The following is a 24,495-nucleotide window of genomic DNA, read 5'->3' as shown; positions in this document are numbered from 1 at the left end:
GCCGGTGCACGACAACTCCACAGCGTGATCCACCGCAGATGCGACGGCCGTGACGACTCCGGTCGAGGCGAGTGGAGACCAGTCGGTCATCTCCCGTCAGGGGCACGAACCGACTCAAAAGACCGGATCTGCCCAAGGGTGCGAACGCCACGCGAAGAGACCGAGATGCGATTCCTCGGAGGAGCGGGACTGAGGCACAGATCCATATCGCGCAGTACGGGCCGTCACCTCCCGCAAAAGGTGTCCGGCGCGGCTCAGGCCCGCGCACCTCTAACCCTCGCCGCGTCGCGCGGCGGCCGGTTGCCTCCGCTGCTCGTCTCGTACGAGCAGCGCTGAGGGGAGCCGGGTCTTCCTGCTCTAACGGCGCGCGGTCCCCGGGTGGCACCCCGGGGNCCGCTGTCGGGCCGTTCCTCCGTGAAAGGAACTGTGACCCATGGTGCACATCGCTGCACGTCAGCCGGTTGTTACCGGCGCCCTGTCCGACGGTGAACCGTCGGATGCCGAGCTTTCTGCGATCGAGCGTGAGATGCCCGTCGTCCTGGCGGAGGTGGAGTTGCTGGACGCGCAGATCATGACGCTTGACCGCACGCCCACCGAGGTGGACGCCCGTCGTCTGCGTCGGGCCCGCCGGCGTGTGCTCGCCGCCCGGCGGGTGCTGGCCAACGGCCCCGTGGGCCGGACGGGCGGTGCCGCATGAATCTCAAGCGCAAGGGGCGGGCCGCCCTGGTGCTGGCCCTGGTCGGCGTCGTCGGCATGGCCTTCCGCGTCTCATGGAACGCCCTGCGCGACGTCGCAACCACGATCGGCGCGGACGCGACCGCGGCGACGCTGTATCCGTTCGTGGTCGACGGCCTGATGGCCCTGGCCCTGATCGCGACCCTGGTCCTGACCGATCGGGACCGCCGCTTCGCACTGCGGGTCCTGGCCACCTACACGGTCGCATCGCTGCTGCTGAACTACGTGCACGGGCTGGTGCCGGAACTGCACGGCGGGTCGGTCGACTGGGGTCGACTGGCCGACTGGGACCCGGCGAACTGGGCCCTGGTGCTGCTGGCAACGTCGCTTCCGGTCGGGTCGATCTACTTCGGCTCGGACCTGGTGGCCAAGGTGCTGCACCACCAGTCGACTCCGCACGCGAATACGGAGGAATCGTCTGAGACCGGGAGGAATCGGTCTACGGCTGACCTGGAAGAGTCGACCCCGCCGGAGCCTGTTCCGGCACCGGCTCCGGTTGAGCTTCCCACCCCGACCCCGCCCGCCGTGGTGGACCTGGCCCGGTCGATCGAGTCGGCACCGGTCGCGGTTGCCGCGGCGGAGTCGGCCCGACTCCGTGGGGCGACCGGTCGAGTCCCCGAGGTAGCCCGTACGCCCCGACCGGTCCGGACGGCCGATGAGCTGCTGATCGAGGCCCGTAAGGCGACCGCCGGTTGGCCGGTCGAGGATCTGACGGCGGAGGGCATCCGCCGGGCCGTGCGTACCTCGCCGGCAAAGGCGCGGGTGCTGCGCGAGACCCTGCGGGCCGAGCGCACCGACGGCCCCGGCGACGCTGACGCGGTCGCCTGATGTCGCCGGCGTTCGGGAAGTGCTACGACCCGTCCGGCGCCACGTGGGGAATCCCCACCTTCCCGTGGCGCCTCGCGCCCGATGGCTACGCCACCCGCCGCCAATTGCGGGCCCGTGGCCTGCGCCCTGGTGGTCAGCCGGTTGCGGCTCAGCTCATGCGGCAGGCACGCCGGCGCAAGTCCGGTGTGCTGGTCGCCTACCTCTACCGCGTCGACCGCGCGAAGCCCGTGCGGCCGATGACCCCCGGGAAGCGGGCCGCGCTCGCGGCGGCGATGGCCGCTCGCCGGCGGTGCCCCGCCTGCCGGACTGATGCCGGTTACTGCATCCCGACGTCGCTCGGCATGTGCGTGACCTGCGCCTACCCCTCCGAACAGCGCACTGAGTAGTTCAGGTCAGAACAGGCCAGCGACCACGGCGCCAACCCATGCCCCGTAGGTCTTCCAGCGATGTGACGTTCGGCAGTAGAGACGCGGCTTCCGGCGTCCCCCTTGGTTGATGCGTGTCTTGCACCACCGGCAAGGCAGTTCGCCGTGATAGCTGCCGTCATCCCGCAGGTAGGCCCCTTCCACGATCGGGACTCTATCGAACCCCCGATCGAGGCACACCGGACGCGTCGCGCCCAGCTCATCGGCACTGCTGCCTGACCCGCAACACCGGAAGCCACCGCCCGGGACGTCACCCCGTCCCGGGCTTCCCTTTGCGTGCCCCGGGAGCGGGGCAGTCTGGAGACCCCGAAGCATGAGTGACAACGTCGTTCGACTGTTCAAGCACACCGACACCGACACCGCGCCTGCGGTCGACCCCAAGCCCATACCGGCCCCCGAACAGCCGCAGCTCACGCGGCGTTGGGTCCGCAGCGGGCGCGCCATCAAGTCGGCTGCGACGCACGAGCGCACGAAGACCGTGGCGCGTGCGGTGATCCGGCATGGCATGTACGTCCTCGGTGGCACACGGATCGTGGTCCGCCGTACGTGGGAGGGCCGCACCGCGGCCCGCTATGAGCGGATGCTGCGCGCGGCGGAGGCCGCGGGGCAGTTCGATGAGGCGATGCAGTGGGAGGAGCGCGGGCAGCGCTTCCGTGCCGCCCGGCACCGCCGCCGCATGGACCTGCTCTACTCGCCCATCGCTGCAGCCAAGGGCATCGTGGTCGGCACCGGCGTCGGGATCGGTGGCCTGGTCACCCTCGGCATCGTGATGGCGATCGCGACGAAGGACGTCACGGACGTCGTCACCCCGGTCATGGCGGTGATCAAGTTCATCAACTTGATGATCACGATCGTTCAGGTGGTGTGGGGTCCCCTGGTCCACATCGGCCCGTTCCTCGCCCTGCTCGCGCTGTGGGCCGTCGGCCGGCACCAGCAGGCCGCGCCGCAGTGGACGATGCCCGCGAACGTCCGGTCGGGTGAGGGAGAGCCGATCACCCCGTCCATCGTGGTCAAGGCCCTGCGCGACCTCGGGGTGCCCGCCCTGCGAGGCGCCATCAAGGAGATGGGCGACGCCGGCGCCTCGATGCTTGGACCGATCCGGATCGCCGGATGCGGCGTCGAGGTCGACGTCACCCTCCCCTCGGGGGTGTCCACGATCGAGGTGCAGAACCGGCGCCGCAAGCTCGCCGAGAACCTGACCCGCCATGAACACGAGGTGTTCATCACCATCCCCACCGCGGCCCGCACCGTGCGGCTGTGGATCGCCGACTCCGGCGCTTTGGACGAGCCGATCGGCCCGTCCCCGCTGGTCGCCGACGAGACACTTCGGGCCGACTACGCCAAGGGCCGCGCCCCGTGGGGCCAGGACCTGCGCGGCGACGCCGCGGGCTTGAGCCTGTATCAGCGCCACCTGCTCATCACGGGCCTGTCCAACCAGGGCAAGACCGCGGCCCTGCGAGCACTCGCCCTGTGGCTGGCACTCGATCGATCGGTGGAGTTCCGCGTCGCGGACCTCAAGGGCGCTGGCGACTGGGCCATGTTCGACGGCCTGGCCACCGTGCTGATCCAGGGCCCGACCGACGACCACGTCATCCAAGCGACCGAGATGGTGGAAAGCGGCGTCAGCGAGATGGAACGCCGCCTGACCGCCCCGCCCGGCAGCGTCTTCCCGCCACTGATCGTGCTGGTGGACGAGGCGCAGGTCGCGTTCATGTGCCCGCTCAAGGACGAGGACAAGCGCCCCTACGGCGGGTCCAAGGCCACGTCGCGGTACTTCATGGCCGCACGGAAGATCCACAACCAGGGCCGTGCCGTGAACGTCCTGCTGTGGCAGGGCACCCAGGACCCCACCGACCAAAACCTCCCCAAGCTCGTTCGGGAAGGTGCCCACACCCGCGCCTCGCTCGCGCTGGGCACGGAGTCGCAGGCCCGTATGGCACTGGGAGACAAGGCCGTCGACGGCGGCGCCGCCCCCAACCTGCTCCGCCCAGGGCTGGACAAGGGCACGGTCGTCGTCGCCTCCGACGGGATCGCCATCCCCGCAGGTCAGGCGTCCATCACGGTCCGAACCCACTACATCGACACCGACACCGCCGCGGAGATCGCCGACCGGGCCAAGGCGATGCGGGACGGGGTGACCACGCTGCGGGTCATCGAGTCCGGCGAGGACCGCGACCCGCTCGCAGACATCGCCGGCGTCCTCGGCGACGCGTCGCGGGTGCTCACCCAGGACGTCCTCAAGCGGCTGGCGACGCTGAACGCGGACGCCTACGGCGGCTGGTCGTTCATCGACCTCAAGCGCGTCCTCGACGGCACCGGAGCCGAGCCCTACAAGTCCGACGGCCGCATGGTCATCGGCCGCGAACGCCTCGCCCGCGCCCTCGCCAACCGCGACGCCGACGGTTCCGCTTCCACCGCGGACTAGAGGGAGCCGCACCCCCGACGGGTCAGGGAGGCAGGGAGAACTCCCTGACACCCTCCCTGACCCGCCTCCCTGCCCCTGACCAGCCCAGATGATCCATCAGGGAGTCAGGGAGGACCGCAGGTCAGCACCCCTCAAACCCCCTCCAGGGGCACCCCGCCAGGCGGTGCCTCAGCCTCCCTGCACCATGCCGAGAAGGGATTCCGCATGTTCCCCGACAGCACCCCCCGCGCGGCCACCGAGCAGGCCGTCACCATCCACCAGCCCACCCCCGTCATCCCCGTGCAGCCGTACGCGGCCCCGCTGATACCGGTCCAGCCGGACGCCACCGTGGCGAGCGTCGTCCTGCCCGACGGCCGCGTCGTCACCGGCTACACCCTCAGCCCGCACAGCCTCGCCCCGACGCCGGAGCAGGCTCGGCCGGCCGTGTCGCGGACTGCGGTGAACATCGCGCTGGGCGGTGTCGGGTTCGCCGCTGTGTGTGGCGGGCTTGTGCTGCTGACGACGTTCATCGCCGCACTCGCGGCCTTGGTCCATCAGCTCATCGTCCTGGCCGCGGTCATCTTCGGCGGATGGATCGCCACCCAAGTCCTCCGCTCCGGCAAGACCGACCAGGGGACGACGGTCAACATCCGCAAGGCCGTCTTCAAGCGCAACCACTTCCACGGCTGACTACGCCGGAGCGGGCCGCCCGATCTCGCCAAAGACACGCGGCCCGCTCCGGTCCCAGCACCTCCGCAGAGAACTGGAGATATCCAGCATGACCCAACCTGTCCCCGCCGGGCGATCCCGCAGGCCGCGCCTGCTGGATGCGTTCTGCTGCCAGGGCGGCGCAAGCACGGGCTACCGCCTGGCCGGCTTCGACGTGACCGGCATCGACATCGCCCCCCAGCCCCGGTACCCGTTCAACTTCGTACAGGGCGACGCGGTCGCATTCATCCGCGAGTACGGCCACGCGTTCGACGTCATCCACGCGTCCCCGCCGTGCCAGCTCTACAGCCTCACCCATCGCATCCAGCGCCGCGACCATCCCGACTTGATCGCGCCCACCCGCCAAGCCCTGGAATCCACCGGGCGCCCGTGGGTGATCGAGAATGTCGAGGACGCCCGAGGTGAGCTGCGCGACCCGGTCACCCTGTGCGGCGCGGCATTCGGCCTGCACACCTACCGGCACCGCCTGTTCGAGACCGGCGGATGCCTCACCCTCACCCCGCCCCCGCACCCCGAACACAAGGCAGCGATGGTGAAGATGGGTCGCCCCCTGAACCCCGGTGACTGGTACCACGCCGTCGGCAACTTCTCCAACGTCCCCTACGTCCGCGCCGACATGGGCGTCCACTGGATGACCCGCGACGGCATCCGCGAATGCATCCCACCCGCCTACACGCAATGGGTCGGCGAAGCCTTCCACACCGCTCTGCAAGCCGGGGCGGTGGCGGCATGAGCGAGCACCTGCGCACCGCGCTTGAACTCGCCGCTTTACAGATCCCGGTACTGCCGCTGCGGGCGGGCAAGGTCCCGTTCGGCAACTGCACGCGCTGCGCGAACAACGCGTGCGGCGGCCGGCCGAACATGAAGACCCCCGGGCCGTGCTCGTGCCCGGAGCCCTGCCACGCGTGGGCCGCCGCGTCCACCGATCCGCACGTCATCAGCTCCGGGCCATGGCGCCGTGCGTGGCGGCAAGCCGAGACAGTCGCCTATCACCCGGGCGGGGCGGGATGGACGGTCCTGGACCTGGACAACGCCGACGCGATCGAGTGGGCCCGCGCCGTCCTGCCGGCCACGCAGACCGTGCCCACCACCCGGGGCGAGCACTGGCTCTACCTCGGTGCGATGCCCTCTGCCAACGCGGTCCGGCCCGGCGTGGACATCAAGTCCACCATGGCCTACGCCCGGTGGCTCGGCCCCGGCACCGGCACCATCACGGCGCTGCCGGACGCCGTACGTGCGCTGGCCGTGAAGGAACCCTCTACCGTCCGGCCGGCGGCCCAGGCCGTCAGCGTGCCCGCAGGGACCGCGGACGGACAGTGCCCTCACCGCACACCGGCCTACCTGGACCGCGGTATCGCCATGGCGGAGCAGCGCATCACCCAAGCCTCCACTGCGGTGCACGCCACGGTGTACCGGACGTTCCTGGCCGTGCTGTCCACTCATGGCCGGTGCGGCTGCCTCACCGACGCGCACACCGCGCGGTTGTTCACGGCCGCTCAGGGCAAGGGCGAATCGGCCCGGCACTGTGCCGACGCGTGGACCAACGCCCGCATCACGTTGGGACTGTGACCATGGCTGACGACGACAAGACCCCTGGCCGGGAGATCATCACCGACTACGCGCAAGCGCACTTCCGGTACTTCCGCACCGCCGACGGCACCGTGTACGCGCAGAAGAAGCGCCACCCCGTGGCACGTCCGATCCGCTCGCAGGGCACCACGGGCAGTCACCGGCAGGAACTCATGGTCGGGCTGTTCAGGGACGGTATCGGCGTGTTCAACGGCACTGCGATGAAGGAGGCTCTGGACCTGATCGAGGCGTTGGCGCTGACCGAGGACGTGCAGCCCGTCCACATCCGCGTGGCCTCCGGATTCGATGGGGCGACGTGGCTGGACTTGGGACGCAGCGACGGGCAGTCCGTGCGCATCCACCCCACCGGGTGGGACATCCTCACGCCGGACCCACGCGAGGTGTGCTGGCGCCGTACCCAGCTCACCGGGGAACTGCCCTTGCCCGTGAAGGACACCGACGGGAAGGGCATCGACCTGCTGATGCGGCTGTGCAACTTCGCCACCGCTGAGACCGAGTGCCTGGCCATCGCGTGGCTCATCGGCTGCCTCGGTCCGAACGTGCCGGTCCCGGCGCCGTTCCTCACCGGCCCGCAGGGGGCGGGGAAGTCCACCGGTGGGCGGATGCTCGTGCGGATCATCGAGGGCATGAGCGGCGACCTGCGCCGGGCACCCAAGGATGAGGAGAACCTGATCACGGCGGTGGCGGCCGGATGGGTCACCGCCCTGGACAACCTCTCCCACATGACCCCGGAACTGTCGGACGCGATGTGCTGCATCGTGACCGGAGCGGAGAACGTCAAGCGCGCCCTGTTCACCGACGGGGACGTCTTCCGCATCGGCTATCGCCGGCCGCTGCTCCTGACCGGCATCGACGTCGGCGTCATCCGCCCCGACCTCGCCGAACGGCTCCTGCCGCTCCGACTAGAACGCCCTCGCGTCCGGCGCACCGAGGCCGAACTGTGGTCCGATTTCGCTGAGGTGCTGCCGGTCATCCTCGGTTCGCTCCTGGACCTCACCGTGCAGGTGCGGGCAGCTCAGGCGGACATCCCGACCGACCTGCGCATGGCCGACTTCGCGCACCTGTGCGCGCAGCTCGACGCGGCTACCGGCTTGGGAGCGCTCGCCGCCTACCGGGCCAGCCTGGACGACCTCAACGACGACGTCATTGAAGGCGACCTGTTGGCGCAGACCGTACTGAAGTACGCCGCCGGCATTGCCCCGGGCAGCGAGCAGCGGATGACCTCGGCCGAGTGGCTGCACTGCCTCACAGGCCTCTACACGGGTGAGGACTTCCGTCCCCTGCCCAAAGGCTGGCCGACCACCGGCAAGGTGCTCTCGGACCGCCTCAAGCGCCTTCAGCCCACCCTCGCCGCCCGGGGCGTCCTCATCGACTGGGGACGCACCAACGCATCCCGCTACATCGAGATCGCGCGGCCGGCCGCCGCTCCGCCCCAGCCCGAGCAGGAAACGGCCTTCTAGCCGGACCGCGCTCCGCGCGCGGACAAGCAAGAAGAGCACCCGCCGGCGCGTGCTCCTCTTGCTGTTCGGCGGCAGCGCCGCCCTGCAAGGGTCGCGCCGCGAAGCGGCTCCTTCTTCACTCTCTGAGCCGCACTACTACAGACACCCCCCTCTTTGTCCGAAGTAGGGAGACGCTGCGTCACCTGCGTCACCCGCGCCCCGAAAACGACCGGTGACCTGCTGAAAGGCAGGTGACGCAGACGGCCGATTCCTGCGTCATCCTGCGTCACCTGCGTCACCCGATGACGCAGGCATGTGTCACCGGTGACGGACACCCACCGTGCTGCGTCACCTCGAAACCCCAGGTCAGAGGGGCGAATGACGCAGATGACGCAGGTGACGCAGAAATCCGCACCTCGGACACACGCGGGCCAAGACCCCGAGCCCAATTTCCCGAAGGCAAGGACTGCCCAGGAGGCACCCCGGATGAGCACCGCGATTGCTGCCCCCGTCGACCGACTCCTGTACAAGCCCGAGGAAGCCGCCGAGGCGCTCGCCATCGGCCGCTCCACCGTCTACGAGCTGATGGCCGAGGGCGGCCTGAAGTACATCAAGTTGGGCCGCACACGTCGGATTCGGCGCGCCGATCTCGAAGCCTACGTAGCGGCCCTTCCGTCCCAGCAGAACTGACCTGCCCACGCCCAGAGGCGCCCCGAGCATCGCGCTCGGGGCGCCTTCCGCATGGAGGAGCACATGAGCCCCCGCAAGCCGAACAATGAATCGTCCATCTACTTCGGTGCCGATGGCTGGTGGCACGGCCGCGTCACGATGGGCGTCAAGAACGACGGAAGCCCTGACCGTCGCCACCGGCGCGCCAAGACCGAACCCGAGATCAAGCGCAAGGTCAAGGATCTGGAACGGCAGCGCGACGAAGGCCGCGCAACCAAAGCGGGCCGCGCGCCGACCGTCGCGAGGTGGATGGAGATCTACCTCACCGACATCGCGAGCCTGAAGCTCAAGCCGCGCTCCCTCGATGACTACTGGTCGAAGACGCGCAACGACATCATTCCGGGCGTCGGTCAGCACCGAATCGACAAGTTGCGGCCGGAGCATCTGGAGCGGATGTACCGCGCCCTGCTCGACGCCGGCCATGCTCCCTCGCACGTCGTGAAGGTGCACCGCATCTTGTCTCGCGCACTCAAGATTGCCCACCGTCGCCGCATGATCAGTGAGAACGTCGCCACGCTCGTGGACCCGCCCAGCGTCGATGAGACCGAGGCGAACCCGTTCACGCAGGAGGAGGCCAAGGCATTTCTCGAAGCCGCAGCGAAGCGGCCCACCTTCATGCGGTGGATCGTCGGTGTCGGTATGGGGTTCCGGCAGGGCGAGACGCTCGGGCTGCGATGGCCGTACGTCGATCTGAAGGCGGAGCTGTTCCGCCCCGAGTGGCAGCTACAGCGCCTCACGTGGCGACACGGATGTGACGACCCGCACGCGTGCGGAGAACACCTCCACCGCTTCGAGCCGTGCCCATCCGGCTGCACCACGCACAAGGCCTACACGCGTGGCTGTCCGAAGCCCTGCACCAAGACGTGCACGAGGCACGCGAGCGCTTGTCCAGCACGCAAGGAGGGCGGTCTCGTCTTCACTCGCCCCAAAACAAAGAAGAGCCGGAACGCCGTCCCGATCCCACCCGTCTTCATCCCCTTTCTAGCCGACCACAAGGCGCGACAGGAGGCGATGCGGGCCGCGGCCGGCGAGCTATGGGAGGAACATCACGTCGTGTTCTCGCGGCCGGACGGGCGCCCGCTGGACCCGCGCGCCGACTACGGAGAATTCAAGGAGCTGCTCGCCGAGGCTGGGATCGACGACCGTCGCCTCTACGACGGAAGCCGCCACACAGCGGGCACGATCCTGAACGAGCTCGGGGTCGACATGACCACCATCATGGAGATCTTGCGGCACACCCAGATCAGCCAGACCCGCCGCTATGTGAAGGGTCGATCCCACCTTTCGAAGGACGCCATGCGGCGCATGGGCGAGTTCTTCGCCCCCGCTCCCACAGACCGCGATCCGGCCCCCACTGAGACCAGAACTGAGACCGCCGACACCCGCGCGGCCCGATCACGCCACCGCCGCCGCATCCGTTGAACGAAGAAACCCCAGGTCGGAATACTCCGACCTGGGGTTTCACTTTGAGCCGCCTAAGGGAATCGAACCCTTGACCTACGCATTACGAGTGCGTCGCTCTGGCCAACTGAGCTAAGGCGGCAAGCCGCCGAGACAGCTTGGCATCGGCAGCGGCCACAAGTCTACACAGTTCTCGAGGGGCCCCTGACCAGGGTGCGACGGCGCTCCGGTCGCCGTCGGCCGGGTCGGGCGGGGCCCCTCGGGGGTCAGCAGGTCTTGCCGTCCGCCGGGGGCGTGCCCTCGAGGAGGTAGCGGTTGACGGCGGAGTCGATGCAGTTGCTGCCGCGGGCGTACGCCGTGTGGCCGTCGCCGTTGTAGCTGAGGAGGACGCCCGAGTCGAGCTGGCCGGCGAGGGACTTGGCCCAGGCGTACGGGGTGGCGGGGTCGCGGGTGGTGCCGACGACGAGGATGGGGTCGGCGCCGGCGGCCTCGATGCGGTGGGGCTTGCCGGTCGGCGGAACGGCCCAGTAGGTGCAGATCATGCTGGACCACGCGAGGTTCTTGCCGAAGAGCGGGGACTCGGCGGTGAAGGCGGAGACGGACTGCTCGGCGGCCTGCGGACCGGACAGGGCCGGCGGAAGGTCGAGGCAGTTCACGGCGGCGTTGGCGAACATCAGATTGCCGTAGTGGCCGCGGTCGTCCCGCTCGTAGTACGTGTCGGACAGCGTGAGCAGGCCGCTCCCGTCGCCCTTGTTCGCCTTGGTGAGCGCGGTGCTCAGGGTCGGCCACATCGACTCGTCGTACATCGCGGCGATCACACCGGTGGTGCCGAGCGCCTCGGTCAGCTTGCGGGAGCTGCCGGTGTTCAGCGGCTTGCCGTCCAGCTGCTTGAAGAGCGCGTCGAGGCGGCGCCCGGCGTCGGCGGTGCTCTTGGTGCCGAGCGGGCAGTCGCGGTGGGTGATGCAGTCCGCGGCGAAGGCGTCGAAGGCGGTCTCGAAGCCCGAGGCCTGGCCGCGGCTCGCGTCGAGGGCGGAGATCGACGGGTCGACGGCGCCGTCGAGGACGAGCCGGCCCGCCTTGTCGGGGAAGAGCTCGGCGTAGGTGGCGCCCAGGAAGGTGCCGTAGGACTTGCCGACGTAGTTGAGCTTGCGGTCGCCGACCAGGGCGCGGAAGACGTCCATGTCACGGGCCGATTCCACCGTGCTCACGTGCTTGAGCAGCTTGGCCGAGCGCTGCTCGCAGCCGTCGGCGAACTTCTTGTCGGCGGCGACGAGCGCGTTGACCTCCGCACCGTCGTCCGGGGTGACGTCGGTCGCCGCGAAGGCGTCCATCTGGCTGTCGCTGAGGCACTCGACGGGCTCGCTGCGGGCCACGCCGCGCGGGTCGATGGCGGCCATGTCGTAGCGGGAGGTGACCGCCGACGGGTAGCCGAAGGCCGCGTACTGCAGGTAGTCGATCGCGGAGCCGCCGGGGCCGCCCGGGTTGACCAGCAGGGTGCCGAGCCGCTTGCCGCCGTCTCCGGCCCGCTTCCGGGCGACGGCGAGCTTGAGGTCGGTCGCGGCCGACGGGTGCGCGTAGTCGAGGGGAACCTTCATGGTGGCGCACTGCATGCCCGGCATGTCCTTGCACTCGCGCCAGGACAGGCTCTGCTCGTAGTACGACCGGAGGTCGCCGTAGGAGTCCGCGGCAGCGCCCGAGGGCGGCGGCCCGCCGAGCGAGCCCGCCGGGGAAGACGCGGCGGCACTGCGGGTGCTGCCACCGGTCGTGCACGCGGACAGCATCAGCCCGGCGACGGCGAGGACGGTGCCGGAGGTACGGAGCAGGCGCGGGGTGTGCATCGAAGCCTCGGTTCCTCGTGGTGGTCATCTGGAGCGTATCCGCAGGGCCGGTGGCGAACCGCCGTCCACAGTCCTCGTACGGGTGATTCCGGCCCGCGCCGTCAGGGACGGTCCGGGCTGTCGAGCTTCTCGGTCGCGTACCCGGCGACGAGGGCGAAGAGCCGCCGCCGCGGGGCGATGCCGTCGAGCACCCGGACCTCGGCGGACACGCCGCGCACCCGCCCGCGCAGGGCGAGCGCCGAGCGCCGGGCGTTCTCCTCTCCGGAGGGTACGGCGAGCAACAACGCGGGGCGCGGCATGTCCCGTCCGGCGTAGCGGCCGTCCGCGGAGAAGTACGGCGGCGGACCGGAGCGGTCGATCTCCTCGTAGCCGCCCGATACGCCGATCGCCGTCGCGAAGCCCCGGGGGTCGGTCAACTGCTGCCGCACGACACAGTCCGCGTCCCCGTCGGCACCCAGCAGCGCCCGCGCGGGGCGGCCGGGCAGGACGCGGTAGAGGCGGGCGACCGCGGCCGGGACGGACGCGGGGCGCGCGCCCGGACCGTCGTCGCAGCGGGCGGGCAGCACCACCACGAAGGGGTCGGCGAGGCCCCGCAGCGACTGGGCGGCGAAGCCGGCGAACAGATCCGGGTCGGCGGGGTCGATGTGGGCCACGACCAGGGGGAAGTAGAGCCCTGCGGAGTCCGGGTAGTCGTACTGAGGGGGCAGCCAGACCCGCGTGCCGTCGGACAATTCGTGGAGCGTACCCCCGGCCGGGTGACCGAGGGTGCGCGGCGGCACCAGCCCGGCGTCCGCGGGATCGGACGGCACCGGCCGCGGCCTCGGCGACGACGGCGGCCCGGCGGCGGTGACCTGGCGGTGCGGCGAGAGCGACGGCGACCCCGGGCCCGGGGGCAAGCAGACCCCCAGCGTGATCGCCACCGCGGCGGCCAGCGCGGACCCGGCCCCGCGCAGCACCGTGCCGGCGCGCTCGACGGGCAGTTCGTACACGCGGCCCGCGCGCTGCTCCCACCAGTGCCGCAGTGCCGAGCGGGCGAGCGCCACCGCGGCGGCCCCCGCCACGGTCAGCAGCGCGTACAGAACGACGACCTCGGCCACCTCGGGCACGTGCGGCACCACCTCGGGACGTCCCCGAGGGTGCTTCGGGCACGGGTGGGCACCCGCGCCGGAGGCAGGGGGGAGCGCATCCCGTGCGCTGGATCACCCCCGCGGGGACAGCGGCCGGGGGCACCGCACAGCAGCCTGCGGCAAGGCCGGGCACACCGGGGACCGGCGACGCGCGGGCACCCCAAACGATCACCCGTCCGCCGGATGATCAAGGGCGCGGAGGCGGTCCGCGCGGCCGGTCGCGCGCGCCGGCGGTCAGCCCGCGCGCAGGGCCAGCGTCATCGCCTCGACGGCCAGCAGCGGCGCGACGTTCCTGTCCAGGGCCCCACGGCAGGCGAGCACCGCCTCGATGCGGCGCAGGGTGTTCTCCGGCCGCGAGCCCGCCGCGATCCGCTCGACGGCGTCCCGTGCCTCGACGTTCGCGATCGCGACGGACGTGCCGACCTGCACGGCCAGCACGTCCCGGTAGAAGCCCGCCAGGTCGGTGAGGGCCAGATCGAGGGTGTCGCGCTGGGTACGGGTGGAGCGGCGCTTCTGCCGGTCCGCGAGATCCTTCATCACGCCCGCCGTGCCGCGCGGCATGCGGCTGCCCGCCCCCGCGGCCGCGCCGAGCGCCGTGCGCAGCTCCTCGGTCTCCTTGGCGTCCATCTCCTCCGAGACCTGCTTGGCGTCCTCCGTCGCCGCGTCCACCAGCTCCTGCGCGGCCTTGAGGCAGCCGCCGACGTCGTCCACGCGCAGCGGCAGCCTCAGCACGGCCGCCCGGCGGGAACGCGCCGCCTCGTCGGTGGCGAGCCGGCGGGCCCGGTCGATGTGGCCCTGCGTGGCACGCGCGGCGGACTCGGCGATCACGGGGTCGATGCCGTCGCGCCGGACGAGCACGTCGGCCACGGCCGCCACGGGCGGGGTGCGCAGCACCAGGTGCCGGCAGCGCGAGCGGATCGTCGGCAGCACGTCCTCGATGGACGGCGCGCACAGCAGCCACACCGTACGGGGCGCCGGTTCCTCCACGGCCTTCAGCAGCACGTTGCCGGCGCCCTCGGTGAGGCGGTCGGCGTCCTCCAGCACGATCACCTGCCAGCGGCCGGAGGCCGGCGAGAGCGTGGAGCGGCGGACCAGGTCGCGGGTGTCCTTGACGCCGATGGAGAGCAGGTCGGTGCGGACCACCTCGACGTCGGCGTGCGTACCGACCAGGGTCGTGTGGCAGCCGTCGCAGAAGCCGCAGCCCGGCGCGCCGCCCAGGGCCCGGTCCGGGCTCACGCACTGCAGCGCGGCGGCGAAGGCGCGGGCGGCGGTGTCACGGCCCGCGCCGGGCGGGCCCGTGAACAGCCAGGCGTGCGTCATCTTCGACGCCGTGGGCAGCGCGGTACCGGCGGCTGCCGCCGTCACGAAGGCGTCCGCGTCCCGCGCGGCGGCGGCCAACTGCTCCGTCACCCGGTCCTGGCCGACCAGGTCGTCCCATACCGCCATCGCGCCCGCCCGTCCTGTGGTGCCTGCACTCGCCTGCTCCGGCTCCACCATTGTCGGGTACGCCACCGACAGGATCGTGCGGGTGGTTGTGGTTGCGGCCGGTTGCCCGTGTGCGACAACCGGCCGCAACAACCGACCCCGGTCCGCGGCGTCAGCCGGACCCGCGGCGGTGTCGACGAGGCGCCGCCGGCTTGCGGCGGAGCATGACGAAGGCCGCTCCCGAGGCGATGCCCAGCGCGGCCAGCGCGGAGGCCACGCCCGCGGTGACGTCGGAGGGACCGGTCGAGGGGCCGGTGGAGGTCGACACGGAGGTGAGCCCCGCGGCGGGGAGGCCCGTGCCCGGGCCGGTGGACGCCGCGGCCGTCACCCCGGGCGCGGCGCCCACGGGGGCGGACGGGGCCGCGGCCGCACTGCCCGGCGACGGCGTCGCCGTCCCGTCCGGGCAGGCCACGGTGAAGCGCTGCGGCTTCGCCTCGGAGCCGGCCCACCGGAAGCGGTAGGAGCCGTCGGCGAGCACGACGCGGTCGCTGCTCCCCGTGCCCTGGTCGCCGGTGACCAGCGTGCCCACGACCGCGTCCTCGCCCCGGGCGTAGGAGACCGTCCAGTTGACCGGCTGGTCGGGGACGAAGCCCTCGGCCCTGAAGTAGAAGGTGCACACCGTGGCGCCGTCTTCGCGCGTCCGGCCCAGGGCCTCGTCGTAGAGGCGGACTCCGGGCCGGTCGGAGGGCGCGCCGGAAGCGTGCGCGGCCAGGCCCAAAAGGGCCGCGGCGGCGGCAGCGGCGGCGAGGGCCGCCGCCGTGGTACGGATGCGCATGTTCAGAGTGTCCCGGAGACCCGCGCGGAGGGCTGCGCCGGGGTCCATTTCCGGCCGACGACATTTGTGGAGTAACGGCGTCCATTTCCCCCCGTACAGGGGACACATGGGGCGCACGCTCACCCGAATTGGCTTATGCGCACGGCAGTTGGCGCGCGTGAGCCGCCGCTCAGAGCGACAGCCGCTGCACCCCGCCCGCGACCGCGCGCTGCTCCGGCACCTCCGTGCCCGTCCAGCAGGAGCCGCGCCGCGCCAGCAGGCGGCGCAGCCAGACCTCCGTGGCGACCAGGTCGGTGAGCCCGTCGACGGCCACCGGTTCGCCTTCCGCCGCCGCGCGCAGGGCGGCCCGTACGACCCGGGCCTCGACGAGCCCGGCGTCGGCGAGCAGCGGCGCCTCGAAGAGGTCGAGCAGGTCGTCGACGGCCGAACGCAGGCCCGCGCGGACGGCGACGGCCGTGGAGACGTGGGAGTTGGCGCCCCAGCCGGGCGGCAGTTCGCGGATGCCCGCGCCCGCCAGGACGGAGCGCAGGATCGTGGCGCGGGCGCCGGGCTGGACGCGCAGCGTCTCGGGCAGTGCCCGGCAGGCCCGCACCACCTGGTTGTCCAGGAAGGGCGCGTGGAGCCGCTGGCTGCGCACCTCGGCGGCCTGCTCGAAGACCCGGTGGTCCGCGGCGTGCCGGGCGAGCGCGGCACGCGCCCGGCGCTCACCGGGGCGCTCCACCGTCGTGCCCGGCCGGGCCGCCGCGTCCTGGAGGCGAACCGATACTTCGGCCAGCGCCTCACCGGTCAGCCAGCGCGCCGCGGGGCCCGGCCGGCACCACGCGAGGGCCGCGAGCGACGCGGCCAGCGCGCCGCCGTGCTCCTCGAAGCTCCGGTCCAGCAGCCGCGCCGCCACGTCCTCCACACCCTGCCGGTAGCTGGTGCGGGCCAGCCGCCGCGCCGCCCGGTACACGGTGAACGGCACGAACACCGAGCGCCCCGAGGGCCCGTCCGCCCGCGCCAGGGCCGTGACGGGACGCAGCAGGCCGCGCCGCCGCCGGTCCATCAACAGGTCGGCCAGCCGCGCCGGATGGGCGTCCAGCACCTGCCGGGCCCCGTGCCCCACGAAGTGGTCGGCGCCGCCCGCCGCCAGGCGCCGCCGGTGCCGTTCCGCGGTGATCAGCGAGGGGCCCGGCTCGTCGGTGAGCGGCCCGCCGTCGAGGTCGGCGTACGGCAGGGACTCCGGTCCGCCCGGCACGACGACGTGGTGCAGCCGGGGGTCGGCGGCCATGCTGCGGGCGCGATCCAGCTCCGCCTCGCGCGCGTGGACGCTGCCCGTGGCGAGGTCGTTGAAGGTGACCGCCAGCAGGCGCTGTCCCGCGGCGGAGCCGTGCCCGAGCGGTGTGCCCGGCATCCCGGGCAGGCCGGCGGCGAGCAGGGCGAGCGTGGAGGAGGCACTGCCCCCGGACAGGTCGGCCCCGATGCCCGGCGCGGGGTCCTCGCCGGGGTCCGGTACGAAGCGGGGCTGCGCCAGCCGCGTCCGGACGGCGTCCACCAGGGCGTCCCGTATGCCGGCGATCGCGTGGTCCGGGTCGGCGTGGGCGGCCGGGGTGCCCGCGACGGCGAGCGAGGCGGTGGGCTCGTAGCCGCTGACCTCGGGCACCCCGTCGCGCATGATGAGCGCGTGCCCGGGCGGCACCCGGCGCACCCCGGCGTACGGGGTGCCCTCGCCGAGCGCCTCGGGGGAGTCGGGGCAGGCCAGCAGCGCCGCCAGGTAGGTCACGTCCAGGGCGGCCTCGGTGAGGTCGGCCAGCGGCAGCGCCGCCGTGCCGTACGCCGTGCCCCGCGCCCACTGGGTGTGGAACACCGGCCGGGCGCCCGCGAGATCGCCCAGCACCGTGATGCGGCGGCCGATCTGCAGCACGCAGGTGTAGCTCCCGGCCCAGGCCGTCAGATGGCGCAGCGCCCCGCCGCGCGCGGCGAACAGTCCCACCCGCAGGTCGGCGTCGGAGGCGGCGCAGCGGCCGAGCACCGCCAGCCGCGCCACGGAGCCGTTCTCGGCGTGGACGATCCGCACCTCGTCGGCGCGCCAGTCGCCCACCATCCACAGCGGATCGGGGTCGGCCCACAGGAGTTGGGCGCCGACGGGCTGCAGGGTGCGGCCGGGGCGCACGCCGGGAACCTGTCCCACGGCAGCGCTGCTCCACCCCACCAACCACCGCATCGCCGCCTCCACAGGTTGTGGATTACGTGGGCCGGCGTGGCCAACCGGCCTCTCGGCAGGCCGAACTGCCGCCCCGTCCGAGGAACATGCTGCCACGGAGCGGCGCACAAAGAGGCGCATGAGGACATGGTTGAGCGCCGGACCGCGCTTCACGCGCGGTCCGGCGCGGGCCGGTTCGACCCAACTCCCGCCTGATCAAGGTCACTTGGAACGAGCTGCGGGATTTCAAACGTCATTTTCCGGTCAATGCCCCAGGAGGCCGCATTCGCCCGTTGTGCGACATCTGGGGGTCGCGGTCCGGGAGGCGTGGCGCACCTCCCGGACCGGTCCGCCACCCGCGGGGATTGTGGTGACGGAGCCCCCTGACCCGCCACTACCCCCCATAGCCGCACATGAGAGCCGCGGGCCAACCCACGCCACCATGGAACCCCTACCGCACGAACCGGCACAGAGCGCGCGGATGGGCGCACAGCCGCATACGCCGGTAGCACGCGCCACAAGCAGGAGTCGCCAGGCCGCATTCAGGGCAGGAATCTCGCCATCCGGGACAACAGCTCTTAACGGGCGGGATACGGCGAACTACGCTGGGTGCACCCGAGAAGCGATGTCCCGGCAGCTCGGGGTCCGGCGCATGCCCGGTGGCGGGTGGCGGCGGCCCTGGCACCCCTCCACAAGAGGCGCCGGGCCAGCCGTTGTTGTGCGTCGAGAGGGTGTGACAGGCGTGGCAGGCGTACGCGGCCCTCGCGCTTACGGCGAGAGGTGGTAGTGGTCATGACCAAAGAACCCCGAGGGCCCAACGAGAAACTGGGCACCCTTCTCGCCCTGGCCGGCATCAGCAACGCGGGACTCGCCCGCAGGGTCAACGACCTCGGCGCCCAGCGCGGTCTGACCCTGCGGTACGACAAGACCTCCGTCGCCCGCTGGGTCACCAAGGGCATGGTGCCGCAGGGCGCCGCCCCGCACCTCATCGCGGCCGCCATCGGCAGCAAGCTCGGCCGGCCCGTGCCGCTGCACGAGATCGGTCTCGCCGACGCCGACCCGGCGCCCGAGGTGGGCCTCGCCTTCCCCCGCGACGTCGGGGAGGCCGTCAAGTCCGCCACCGACCTGTGGAAGCTCGACCCCGGCCGCCGCGGCCCGGGCGGCGGCGGCATCTGGCAGAGCCTCGCCGGCTCCTTCGCGGTCAGCGCGTACGTCACGCCCGCCTCCCGCTGGCTGATAACCCCGGCCGACGCCCGCGTCGCCCGCGAGGACCCCGCCCCGGGCACGCACCACGTCGGCCACTCCGACGTCGCCAAGCTCCGCGAGGCCGCGGAGGACGCCCGGCGCTGGGACTCCAAGTACGGCGGCGGCGACTGGCGTTCGGGCATGGTCCCCGAGTGCCTGCGGGTCGAGGCGGCCCCGCTGCTGCTCGGCTCGTACAGCGACGAGGTCGGCCGCTCCCTCTTCGGGGCCACCGCCGAACTCACCAGACTCGCCGGGTGGATGGCCTTCGACACCGGCCAGCAGGAGGCCGCCCAGCGGTACTACATCCAGGCCCTGCGGCTCGCCCGCGCCGCCGCCGACGTCCCCCTCGGCGGATACGTCCTGGCGTCGATGTCCCTCCAGGCCACGTACCGCGGCTTCGCCGACGAAGGCGTGGACCTGGCCCAGGCCGCCCTCGAACGCAACCGCGGCCTCGCCACGGCCCGCACGATGTCCTTCTTCCACCTCGTCGAGGCCCGCGCCCACGCCAAGGCCGGCGAGAGCGCCGCCTGCGCCACGGCCCTGGCCGCCGCCGAGTCCTGGCTCGACCGCGCCCGCGACGGCGACGCCGACCCGCCCTGGCTCGGCTTCTACTCCTACGACCGGCTCGCCGCGGACGCCGCCGAGTGCTACCGCGACCTGCGCGTGCCCGGGCAGGTGCGCCGCTTCACGGAGACGGCGCTCGCCCGGCCCACGGAGGAGTTCGTGCGGTCGCACGGGCTGCGGCTCGTCGTCTCGGCGGTCGCGGAGCTCGAGTCCGGCAACCTGGACGCGGCCTGCGCGGCCGGGGTCAAGGCGGTCGAGGTGGCCGGGCGGATCTCGTCGGCCCGGACGACGGAGTACGTGCGGGACCTCCTGCACCGGCTGGAGCCGTACGGGAACGAGCCGCGCGTCGCGGAGCTGCGGGAGCGGGCGCGTCCCCTCCTGGCGGCCCCCGCGTAGCCCTTCGGGGTGCGGGGGGGGTGCCCCTTGCGGCCCGGTTGTCGTGTACGGGTTGTTGCGCCTGCGGCGGGCGGTTTCCCCGCCGCAGGCGCAACAACCCGCACTCAACAACGCGGCGCGAACAACACGCGCCGCCGACAGGTTTGCCGGGCGCCCCGACGGGCCAAGCCTTACGCGGGAGGTGACCGCGCGCATGGACACCGCGGACATCGTCGTCATCGGCGCCGGCATCGTCGGCCTGGCGACCGCGTACGCGATCACCCGTACCTCCCCCGGCACGTCGGTGCTGGTCCTGGACAAGGAGGACGGCCCCGCGCGCCACCAGACCGGCCACAACAGCGGCGTGATCCACAGCGGCGTCTACTACCGCCCGGGATCCCTCAAGGCCCGGTACGCGACGCAGGGCGCCGCGGAGATGGTGAAGTTCTGCGCCGGCAACGACATCCCGCACGACGTGACGGGCAAGCTCATCGTCGCCACGGAACGCGAGGAGCTGCCCCGGCTGCACGCCCTCGTCCAGCGGGGGCGGCAGAACGACATCCCGGTACAGGAACTGGGCCCGGCCCAGATCACCGAGCGGGAGCCGCACGTGCGCGGCCTGGCGGCGATCCACGTCGGCACGACGGGGGTGTGCGACTTCACCGCGGTCGCCGCGGCCATGGCCCGCCTCACCACCGAAGGCGGCCGCGGCGAGGCCCGCATCGCGTACGGCAGGGAGGTCCGCGCCCTCCACCGCGACGGGCGCAGCGTGATCGTCGAGCCCCACAGCGGCCCGCCGGTCCGGGCCGGGGCGCTCGTGAACTGCGCGGGCCTGTACTGCGACCGCGTCGCCCGCATGGCCGGGACCGCGAACGAGGACGTCGCGGGCGTGCGCATCGTGCCGTTCCGGGGCGAGTACCACGAGCTGCGCCCCGACCGCGCCGGCCTCGTCCGAGGCCTGGTCTACCCCGTACCGGACCCCGCCTTCCCCTTCCTCGGCGTGCACCTGACCCGCAGCGTCGACGGCTCCGTGCACGTCGGCCCGAACGCCGTCCCGGCGCTCGCCCGCGAGGGCTACCGGCGGCGCACGGTGCACCCGCGCGACCTCGTCGAGACGGCCGCGTTCCCCGGGACCTGGCGGATCGCCCTGCGCCAGTGGCGGTACGAGGCCGGCGAGATCCGCCGCTCGCTGTCGAAGCGGGCTTTCGTGGAGTCCGTGCAGCGCCTGCTGCCCGAGGTGACCGCCGACGACCTGGTGCCCGCGGCGGCAGGGGTGCGGGCGCAGGCCGTGCTGCGCGACGGGACGCTCGTCGACGACTTCCTCATCGCGGGCGACGGGCCCTTCGTCCACGTGCTGAACGCCCCCTCTCCCGCCGCGACGGCCTCGCTGCCGATCGGCCGGGAGATCGCCCGCAGGGCACTGGCGGTGCTGGGGCGTACGTAAAATCGACGCATCATGTCGAAGCCCCGCACCCCCCACTTCCCCGGCGGCCCCGCCTCCCACCCGCATCCGGACGCGCACACCGAGCAGCGCATCCGCACCTTCCACCCGCGTCGTGGCCGGGTCACCCACGGCCAGCGCGCGGCGCTGGAGCGGCGCTGGGCGGACTGGGGCGTCGACCTCGACGGCACGCCGCTGGACCTGGACAAGCTCTTCGCCGACGCGGACCTCGCCCCGGACCGCCCGGTGGTCCTGGAGATCGGCTTCGGCATGGGCGACGCCACCGCCGCGATGGCCGCCGCCGACCCCGGCACCGGCATCCTCGCCGCGGACGTGCACACCCCCGGCCAGGGCAACCTCGTCCACCTCGCCGAGCGCGAGGGCCTGCGCAACGTCCGGGTCGCCAACGGCGACGCCGTCGTCCTGCTGCGCGACATGCTCGCCCCGGAATCGCTGGCCGGCCTGAGGGTCTACTTCCCCGACCCGTGGCCCAAGGCCCGGCACCACAAGCGCCGCATGATCCAGCCGGAGTTCGTGGCGCTCGCGGTGTCGCGGCTGCGGCCCGGCGCCACCGTGCACTGCGCTACCGACTGGGAGCCGTACGCCGAGCAGATGCTGGAGGTGCTGACGGCGGAGCCCGGCCTGGTGAACGCCTACGCGACCGCCGGCGGCTACGCCGAGCCGCGCCCGGCCTTCCGTCCGATGACCAAGTTCGAGCGCCAGGGGATCGCGAAGGGCCACGTCGTCCACGACCTGGTCTTCGAGCGCCGGTGATCGCCCGGCGGTGCGGTAATCGGTAACACCATCGCGCCGCGCGGCCGGCGCGCCGTAAGGTCATCGGGTGTCCTCGTACTCGCATTCGCCCGACTCGCCCCTCCCGAGCCCGGCGGCCCAACCCGCCGTACCCGAGTATCCGGAACACCAGCAGCGACCGCAGTTCGCCCTGCCCGCGCCCGGGCAGTGGCACTACAAGCCGCGCCGGCACTTCTGGGAGAACCGGACGTTCCGGCTGGTGGCGCTCTTCTCCGTGCTGGCGCTGTGCGGGGTGCTCATCCTGGCGCTGGTGCGCCGCCAGACCGGCACGGAGGGCTTCCTCGTCGGTCTCCTCCTGGCGGTCCTGCCGGTCCCGATCCTCGGCGGCGCCTTCCTCTGGCTGGACCGGGTGGAGCCGACCCCGCTGCGCAACGCGGTCTTCGCCTTCGCCTGGGGCGCGTGCGCCGCCACCCTGGTCGCCATCCTCGCCAACGAGTACGCGACGGAACTGCTCGCGACGACCTTCACGGCCAGCGACTCGCAGAGCGACATCTGGGGCGCCACCTTCGTCGCCCCCGTCGTGGAGGAGAGCGCCAAGGGCGCCGCCGTCCTGCTGCTCTTCCTCTTCCGCCGCCGCGACTTCACCGGGATCGTCGACGGCGTCGTCATAGCCGGGCTCACCGCCACCGGCTTCGCGTTCACCGAGAACATCCTCTACCTGGGCTCCGGCTTCGCCGAGGACCAGGCGTACGGGACCGACGGCGGCCTGGGCACGACGGCGGCGATGTTCATCGTCCGGATCGTGATGACGCCCTTCGCGCACCCGCTGTTCACCTCGCTCACCGGCATCGGCTTCGCCATCGCCGCCACCTCCCGCCCCGGCCGGGCCCGCCGCTGGCTGGCCCCGCTCGGGGGCTGGCTGCTGGCGATGGTCCTGCACGGCACCTGGAACGGCTCCGCCTCGTTCAGCCCGCTCGGCTTCCTCGCCGTCTACGCGACGGTGATGATCCCGCTGTTCGGCCTGCTGGTCTGGCTCGCGATCTGGTCCCGCTCGAACGAACTGAGGACCATCCGCACCCAGCTGCCGCTGTACGCCATGGCCGGCTGGCTCAGCCCGCCCGAGCCCGCCGCCATCGGCTCCATGAAGGGCCGCGGCCTCGCCCGCTCCGCCGCACGCGGCGCGCAGGGGAAGGAGGCCGCCCGCACGGTGCGCGAGTACGTGTCGTTCGCGACCTCGCTCGCCTTCCTGCGCGCCCGCGCGAACCGCGGGGCCGCCGGCGCGGACTTCCAGGCCCGGGAGCAGGAGCTGCTGCACCATCTGTGGGAGCGCAAGGCCGTCGCCCAGCCCGCGCTCACCCACGCGGCCCATGCCATCCGGCCCGCGTTCCCGCCCGTGTACCCGTGGGCGGCACCCCCGCCGGGGACCCCGTACGGGCCCTATCCGGCGCAGGTCCAGCCGTACGGGCAGCCGTGGCCGCAGCCCCAGGCGTGGCCACAGGCCCAGCCGTCGCCCCAGCCCCAGGCGTGGCCCCAGCCCCAGGCGTGGCCGCAGCCCCAGCCGTCGCCGCAGCCCCAGCCGTCGCCGCAACAACCCCCGCAGCAGGGGGCTCCGTACCCGCAGCGGTGGGGCCCGCGCCACCCCCAGGTGCCGCCGCAGCAGGGGTGGTACCCGCAGGCCGCCCCCTACCGGGACCCGCGGGGCGGCCGCCACCGCTGACTCCGGTTGCCCGCCCCCGCCGCCGGGGATGCAATGACCGGGTGAGCCCGCTGATACGAGGTACGAGCCGCTCCGGCCACCGTCCGTCCGGCCGCACCAGCTGGACGCGCACGGCAGTCGTCCTCGTACCGGTCCTCGCCGTCTCCACCGCCGTGGCCGTCGCCGCGGGCGCCGGGGTGGTGCCCGTCTCCTTCGCGATCTCACCGACCACCACCGCCCTGTCCGGCCAGAACATCCAGATCGCCGCGGACCGCCTGACCGGCACCGGCTTCACCCAGTACGTGACCATCGACCAGACCGCCGAGGGCGACTTCCCCCAGTTCGTCTCCGCCATCGCCTCCGCCGAGCTGCACAATCTCTGCCAGTCCGTGGTGGGCTCCGTCCCCGGCTTCGGCCAGGTCACCCTGCGGATCGGCGCGGGCGCAGGTGACAAGCCCGTCCACGCCGACCAGCTGATCGTCGACAGCGACGACCTCTCGGGCGACGCCGAGTTCCACGACATCCGCATCGGTGTGGACGCCTCGAGGACGGACACCGAGGGCCGGGCCCAGGGCCCGGCCGGCGCCGTGGGGCAGCAGGCCGAGAGCGTCACCATCGACCACCTGCGGCAGACCACCAAGTCCGTGAGCGCGGCCACCTTCCGCCTGAACGGCCTGCACATGACGGTCAAAAGGGGCGCCGACCCCTGCTTCTGACCCGATTGGGCGAGTGCG

20 protein-coding genes and 1 tRNA gene are annotated in these 24,495 nt (G+C 72.5%); 15 read left to right on the top strand and 6 right to left on the bottom strand.

Going from position 1 to position 24,495, the window contains the following annotated elements; translation table 11 throughout:
- The first annotated feature begins 433 nt into the window (after positions 1-433).
- From B085_RS0110135 to B085_RS0110090, 10 genes are all read left to right on the top strand, one after another.
- Positions 434-697, top strand: a complete 264-nt coding sequence (locus B085_RS0110135; protein WP_018558456.1) for a DUF6284 family protein — start codon at positions 434-436, stop codon at positions 695-697.
- Positions 694-1,563, top strand: coding sequence for a DUF2637 domain-containing protein (locus B085_RS0110130; protein WP_018558455.1), 870 nt, complete (start codon positions 694-696; stop codon positions 1,561-1,563). The genes B085_RS0110135 and B085_RS0110130 overlap by 4 nt, the downstream gene beginning before the upstream one ends.
- Positions 1,563-1,949 (top strand): RRQRL motif-containing zinc-binding protein, encoded by a 387-nt coding sequence (locus tag B085_RS0110125; protein WP_018558454.1) that lies wholly within the window; start codon positions 1,563-1,565, stop codon positions 1,947-1,949. Before B085_RS0110130 ends, B085_RS0110125 begins: the two co-directional genes overlap by 1 nt.
- A 352-nt stretch (positions 1,950-2,301) precedes the next feature.
- A complete protein-coding gene (locus B085_RS0110120; RefSeq protein WP_018558453.1) occupies positions 2,302-4,413 on the top strand; it encodes a cell division protein FtsK in 2,112 nt (703 codons plus the stop codon).
- A 204-nt stretch (positions 4,414-4,617) separates the two neighbouring features.
- Positions 4,618-5,082, top strand: a complete 465-nt coding sequence (locus B085_RS0110115) for a hypothetical protein (protein WP_018558452.1) — start codon at positions 4,618-4,620, stop codon at positions 5,080-5,082.
- 88 nt (positions 5,083-5,170) lie between these two features.
- Positions 5,171-5,854, top strand: coding sequence for a DNA cytosine methyltransferase (locus tag B085_RS0110110; protein WP_018558451.1), 684 nt, complete (start codon positions 5,171-5,173; stop codon positions 5,852-5,854).
- The gene (locus B085_RS0110105; RefSeq protein ID WP_018558450.1) at positions 5,851-6,690 is read left to right on the top strand and encodes a bifunctional DNA primase/polymerase; all 840 of its coding nucleotides are present in this window, start codon (positions 5,851-5,853) and stop codon (positions 6,688-6,690) included. The genes B085_RS0110110 and B085_RS0110105 overlap by 4 nt, the downstream gene beginning before the upstream one ends.
- Positions 6,691-6,692: 2 nt before the next feature.
- A complete protein-coding gene (locus B085_RS0110100) occupies positions 6,693-8,171 on the top strand; it encodes a hypothetical protein (protein WP_037731525.1) in 1,479 nt (492 codons plus the stop codon).
- Between the two features lie 465 nt (positions 8,172-8,636).
- Positions 8,637-8,840, top strand: coding sequence for a helix-turn-helix domain-containing protein (locus B085_RS0110095; RefSeq protein ID WP_018558448.1), 204 nt, complete (start codon positions 8,637-8,639; stop codon positions 8,838-8,840).
- A 63-nt stretch (positions 8,841-8,903) separates the two neighbouring features.
- Complete coding sequence (locus B085_RS0110090; RefSeq protein WP_026250875.1) at positions 8,904-10,301, top strand: tyrosine-type recombinase/integrase; 1,398 nt, start codon at positions 8,904-8,906, stop codon at positions 10,299-10,301.
- Positions 10,302-10,348: 47 nt separating this feature from the next.
- Here the strand turns inward: B085_RS0110090 and B085_RS0110085 are convergent.
- From B085_RS0110085 to B085_RS0110060, 6 genes are all read right to left on the bottom strand, one after another.
- Positions 10,349-10,422, bottom strand: a tRNA-Thr gene (locus tag B085_RS0110085).
- Between the two features lie 124 nt (positions 10,423-10,546).
- Complete coding sequence (locus B085_RS0110080) at positions 10,547-12,118, bottom strand: alpha/beta hydrolase (RefSeq protein ID WP_018558446.1); 1,572 nt, start codon at positions 12,116-12,118, stop codon at positions 10,547-10,549.
- A 101-nt stretch (positions 12,119-12,219) separates the two neighbouring features.
- The gene (locus B085_RS41920) at positions 12,220-13,224 is read right to left on the bottom strand and encodes a hypothetical protein (RefSeq protein ID WP_158689709.1); all 1,005 of its coding nucleotides are present in this window, start codon (positions 13,222-13,224) and stop codon (positions 12,220-12,222) included.
- Positions 13,225-13,479: 255 nt separating this feature from the next.
- Positions 13,480-14,691: a DNA polymerase III subunit delta' gene (locus B085_RS0110070; RefSeq protein WP_018558444.1), complete on the bottom strand. Its 1,212-nt coding sequence runs from the start codon at positions 14,689-14,691 to the stop codon at positions 13,480-13,482.
- A gap of 151 nt (positions 14,692-14,842) precedes the next feature.
- Positions 14,843-15,505 carry a hypothetical protein gene (locus tag B085_RS0110065; protein ID WP_158689708.1) on the bottom strand — a complete coding sequence of 221 codons (663 nt, stop codon included), beginning with the start codon at positions 15,503-15,505 and terminating at the stop codon, positions 14,843-14,845.
- 169 nt (positions 15,506-15,674) lie between these two features.
- On the bottom strand, positions 15,675-17,708 hold the full coding sequence (locus B085_RS0110060; protein ID WP_078619832.1) for an asparagine synthase-related protein: 2,034 nt from the start codon (positions 17,706-17,708) through the stop codon (positions 15,675-15,677).
- 771 nt (positions 17,709-18,479) lie between these two features.
- On the opposite strand from B085_RS0110060, the gene B085_RS0110055 reads away from it, so the two are divergent.
- From B085_RS0110055 to B085_RS0110035, 5 genes are all read left to right on the top strand, one after another.
- Positions 18,480-19,892, top strand: coding sequence for a hypothetical protein (locus tag B085_RS0110055; RefSeq protein ID WP_018558441.1), 1,413 nt, complete (start codon positions 18,480-18,482; stop codon positions 19,890-19,892).
- Positions 19,893-20,085: 193 nt separating this feature from the next.
- Positions 20,086-21,315, top strand: coding sequence for an L-2-hydroxyglutarate oxidase (lhgO, locus tag B085_RS50640; protein WP_018558440.1), 1,230 nt, complete (start codon positions 20,086-20,088; stop codon positions 21,313-21,315).
- A 12-nt stretch (positions 21,316-21,327) separates the two neighbouring features.
- Complete coding sequence (gene trmB / locus B085_RS50635; protein WP_018558439.1) at positions 21,328-22,086, top strand: tRNA (guanosine(46)-N7)-methyltransferase TrmB; 759 nt, start codon at positions 21,328-21,330, stop codon at positions 22,084-22,086.
- 67 nt (positions 22,087-22,153) lie between these two features.
- Complete coding sequence (locus B085_RS0110040; protein WP_018558438.1) at positions 22,154-23,782, top strand: PrsW family intramembrane metalloprotease; 1,629 nt, start codon at positions 22,154-22,156, stop codon at positions 23,780-23,782.
- Between the two features lie 41 nt (positions 23,783-23,823).
- Complete coding sequence (locus B085_RS0110035; protein ID WP_018558437.1) at positions 23,824-24,477, top strand: DUF6230 family protein; 654 nt, start codon at positions 23,824-23,826, stop codon at positions 24,475-24,477.
- The last annotated feature ends 18 nt before the right edge of the window (positions 24,478-24,495 follow it).

This window comes from Streptomyces sp. BoleA5 (assembly GCF_000373665.1).
Classification (GTDB): Bacteria; Actinomycetota; Actinomycetes; order Streptomycetales; family Streptomycetaceae; genus Actinacidiphila.
This window is presented reverse-complemented; position numbering and strand designations above follow the sequence as displayed.